Origin of the sequence: Puniceispirillum sp. (SeqCode), from assembly GCF_965657105.1 — a bacterium.
In the GTDB taxonomy this organism is placed as follows: domain Bacteria; phylum Pseudomonadota; class Alphaproteobacteria; order Puniceispirillales; family Puniceispirillaceae; genus Puniceispirillum.
Genome location: NZ_CBFHNB010000106.1, coordinates 1 through 2941, shown reverse-complemented (window position 1 = coordinate 2941; position 2941 = coordinate 1). Strand labels below are relative to the sequence as shown.

Genomic DNA, 2941 nt, shown 5'->3' with positions numbered 1-2941 from the left:
TCTCGGTCTTTGTGCGCGTGCCAATCTCAAACAGGATTGCCGGTTTGTCTGATTTATTGATAATGTGATGCCCATTCGCATCACCCGCCTTAAAGCCTGCACAATCGCCTGCCTGTAATTCATGTTCGCCGTCATCATCGATCAGGGTCACGCTACCTTCGACCACTATGACAAATTCATCCTGATTGACATGCCAATGCCGCATTGACGTGCCTGCACCCGGATCCAGAATAGCCCTATTCACACCAAACTGGGTTAGCCCTGACTGGTCACCCACCGCGCCTTTGACATAATTATCAGTTATGCCTTTTGTGTAAGCGGCCAGAGATGGCAAATAACGGCCTTTGGCCATGTCCAGCGTTTCATAATCTATTTTGGGCATGTGCGACTCCTTTAAGGGGATTTAACTAGTATCACTAAAACTAATCTAATTTGTAAATATGCCGTATATATATTACGCATGATTTTTCTCCCTAAACTCGGAGCAGCTTTTGCTGCTCCGTTTTTTATGGCACAACATACCATTACAGGGACGACGGCTTGGGTATATCATGACACAGCAAAGCATTCTCATCACCGGATGTTCCAGCGGGATTGGCCGCTACACAGCCATAGCATTACAGAAACGCGGATGGCTAGTGATCGCATCCTGTCGCAAACAGCAAGACTGTGACGTGCTACGCACCAAATATGGTCTCGATACGGTTTTAATCGATTATGAAAAACCCGCAACAATCGAGTCCGGCTTAGCCGATACGCTGAACATAACAGGTGGGCGACTTGATGTGCTGTTCAATAATGGCGCCTATGCCATTCCGGCTGCTGTCGAAGATCTGCCAACCGACGCTTTACGCAGCATTTTTGAAGCCAATTTCTTTGGCTGGCATAGTCTGACCCGCGCTGTCATACCGCTTATGCGCGCGCAAAACTCAGGTCGTATCATTCAGAATTCTTCGGTTCTGGGGTTCGCCGCCATGCGCTTTCGTGGCGCCTATAACGCAACTAAATTTGCCCTTGAAGGTCTGACCGATACCTTGCGGCTTGAATTATATGGCAGTGGCATACAAATTATCCTCATCGAGCCAGGCCCCATTCGCACACGCATCCGCGAAAATGCCTATATTCAGTTTCAACGCTGGATAAAATGGGAAGGTACCGCATTGGAACCTGTTTATCGTAAAGGCTTGATTCCACGCCTTAGCGCTATTGATCCGCCCAAGGATAAATTCGAATTGCAAGTCGATGCCGTGACAAAAGCTGTGATTCACGCCGCCGAGTCAAAACAGCCTAAATTGCGCTATCGCATAACGCTGGCAACCAGTCTAATGATGGTCGCCAAACGCCTTTTATCCAGCCGGGCGCTCGATGCGCTAGCGCGCCGGATATAGATCATGCGACATGCTATTATGAAATCAATGATCGTGATGATGACAGTCTGTCTGGCACCATCATCCGCTATCGCGATTGGTATTTCAACTATACTCTGTGACAATAATTCTGCGGACTGGATCGGCTTTCGCAAGAAATCAACATTATTTTTCAGCCCTATTTATGAAATGCGTCCCAAAAAAAATCTATGGGTCGAACTAACCGAGGGCGAGTATTGTGAGATCATGCAGTCAGGCCGTGACAGCTTTTCTTGTCAAGCAGATATAAACGGAACAAAAGTCACCACATTGGTTGATTTTGATAAGCCTATTTACATTAAAATTATAAATGATGACAAAACCCTCACTTATAATTGCATAGAGATAGATTAGGCCTATATCTTGCAGTGGAATGCTGCTGTTATGTCTTGATGGGGTCTATGTAATGCGCGTATTGGCTTATTGTGCGGGAGCAAGCTTGTTTATCGGGCTTGCGTTTGTTGCTTATTGGTTCCTGGTGCCGCCTATCAAAGCCGCCCTTGCCCCACCACAGGATATCATAGTCTCCGTGACGCTAGATAATCGTTGCGATATAGAAGATGACGTTTTCATTGTTACCGTGCCTGAGCTCGGGCGCAGCGCTCGCTTTCATAGTAGCATCGCGCGTATGACCCTGCCAGATAATGTCACTGTCAAACTGGCGATAAGCCCACTTTTTCCCAATTTCGTTTATGATGGCCTTGCCAAGCCGGTAAAGGAGAAAGTCACCCTCATTGCCGAATGTAGTCAGCCACCCCGACTTGATTCAATTTTCGGCGCTATGAAAGAACAATTTGGCAAAAAATCTAATTAATATTAGAATTTTTATAAGATTTGTTGAAGCGCGTCAGATCAAGTTAGTGAACCAATGCCAATAGACGTTTCAAATCTCAAAATTTTAGCTGATGCTGGTGATAGCAACGCGGCCTTTGCCATCTTTGATGCTTATGAAGATGTTAAAACGGATACTGACGCGGCATGGGATGTTGCCCTGCATTACCTAACGCTGGCCAGTGACGCAGAAAACCCAGACGCCTTGCTGGCGATGGGGCGTTTGTTGATCACTGGCAACAAAATAGACAAAGATGTTGATAAAGGAATGACCCTGTTAAGGCGGGCAAAAGAGCTGGGCAATAGAGATGTTGATGATGTTGCCAACGAGCTTGATATTGCGCTTGATATTGCGCTTGATACGACGGATCGTGATCATGATTATGACAATGTCACGGCTGATGGGGATGGGGATGATGCTGACGCTAATGACATGGACAATCAAACTGGCATAGACCAGCTGGATACGCCATCGGATGAGGATCATAGCCCACCAACACCCAAACCCGAAAAAGATGATACGAAAAAGACAAAACAAACTGACCTTGGCACGCCGGACGATCCGCTAACAGCCGATCAATTGATACGCATGATCAAAACCAAACTGTCTCAGCTTGAAAAAAGCGAGGCCATGAGTGCTTCACATCATTTTGATATTCTTAAAATCACCATCGATGATTCAGAAAACACCAAGGTACTACAGG

The 2941-nt window shown here is 46.3% G+C and carries 5 protein-coding genes; 4 read left to right on the top strand and 1 reads right to left on the bottom strand.

Translation table 11 applies throughout. The features are described from left to right. Positions 1 to 382, bottom strand: a 382-nt coding sequence (locus ACTF7Q_RS10455) for a cupin domain-containing protein (RefSeq protein ID WP_438997775.1), incomplete at its 3' end; no start/stop codon positions are given. A gap of 169 nt (positions 383 to 551) precedes the next feature. Here ACTF7Q_RS10455 and ACTF7Q_RS10450 point away from each other — a divergent pair. From ACTF7Q_RS10450 to ACTF7Q_RS10435, 4 genes are all read left to right on the top strand, one after another. Beyond that, positions 552 to 1388, top strand: coding sequence for an SDR family NAD(P)-dependent oxidoreductase (locus ACTF7Q_RS10450; RefSeq protein WP_438997774.1), 837 nt, complete (start codon positions 552 to 554; stop codon positions 1386 to 1388). Between the two features lie 3 nt (positions 1389 to 1391). Next, positions 1392 to 1760 (top strand): hypothetical protein, encoded by a 369-nt coding sequence (locus ACTF7Q_RS10445; RefSeq protein ID WP_438997773.1) that lies wholly within the window; start codon positions 1392 to 1394, stop codon positions 1758 to 1760. A 52-nt stretch (positions 1761 to 1812) separates the two neighbouring features. After that, positions 1813 to 2220 (top strand): hypothetical protein, encoded by a 408-nt coding sequence (locus ACTF7Q_RS10440; RefSeq protein ID WP_438997772.1) that lies wholly within the window; start codon positions 1813 to 1815, stop codon positions 2218 to 2220. A gap of 54 nt (positions 2221 to 2274) precedes the next feature. Further along, positions 2275 to 2941: tetratricopeptide repeat protein (locus tag ACTF7Q_RS10435; protein ID WP_438997771.1), on the top strand; the 667-nt coding region annotated here is incomplete at its 3' end.

Excerpts from the sequence above, each read along its gene's own strand:
- ACTF7Q_RS10440 (WP_438997772.1), top strand. The coding sequence starts at position 1,813 with ATGCGCGTATTGGCTTATTGTGCGGGAGCAAGCTTGTTTATCGGGCTT.
- ACTF7Q_RS10445 (WP_438997773.1), top strand. The coding sequence starts at position 1,392 with ATGCGACATGCTATTATGAAATCAATGATCGTGATGATGACAGTCTGT.
- ACTF7Q_RS10450 (WP_438997774.1), top strand. The coding sequence starts at position 552 with ATGACACAGCAAAGCATTCTCATCACCGGATGTTCCAGCGGGATTGGC.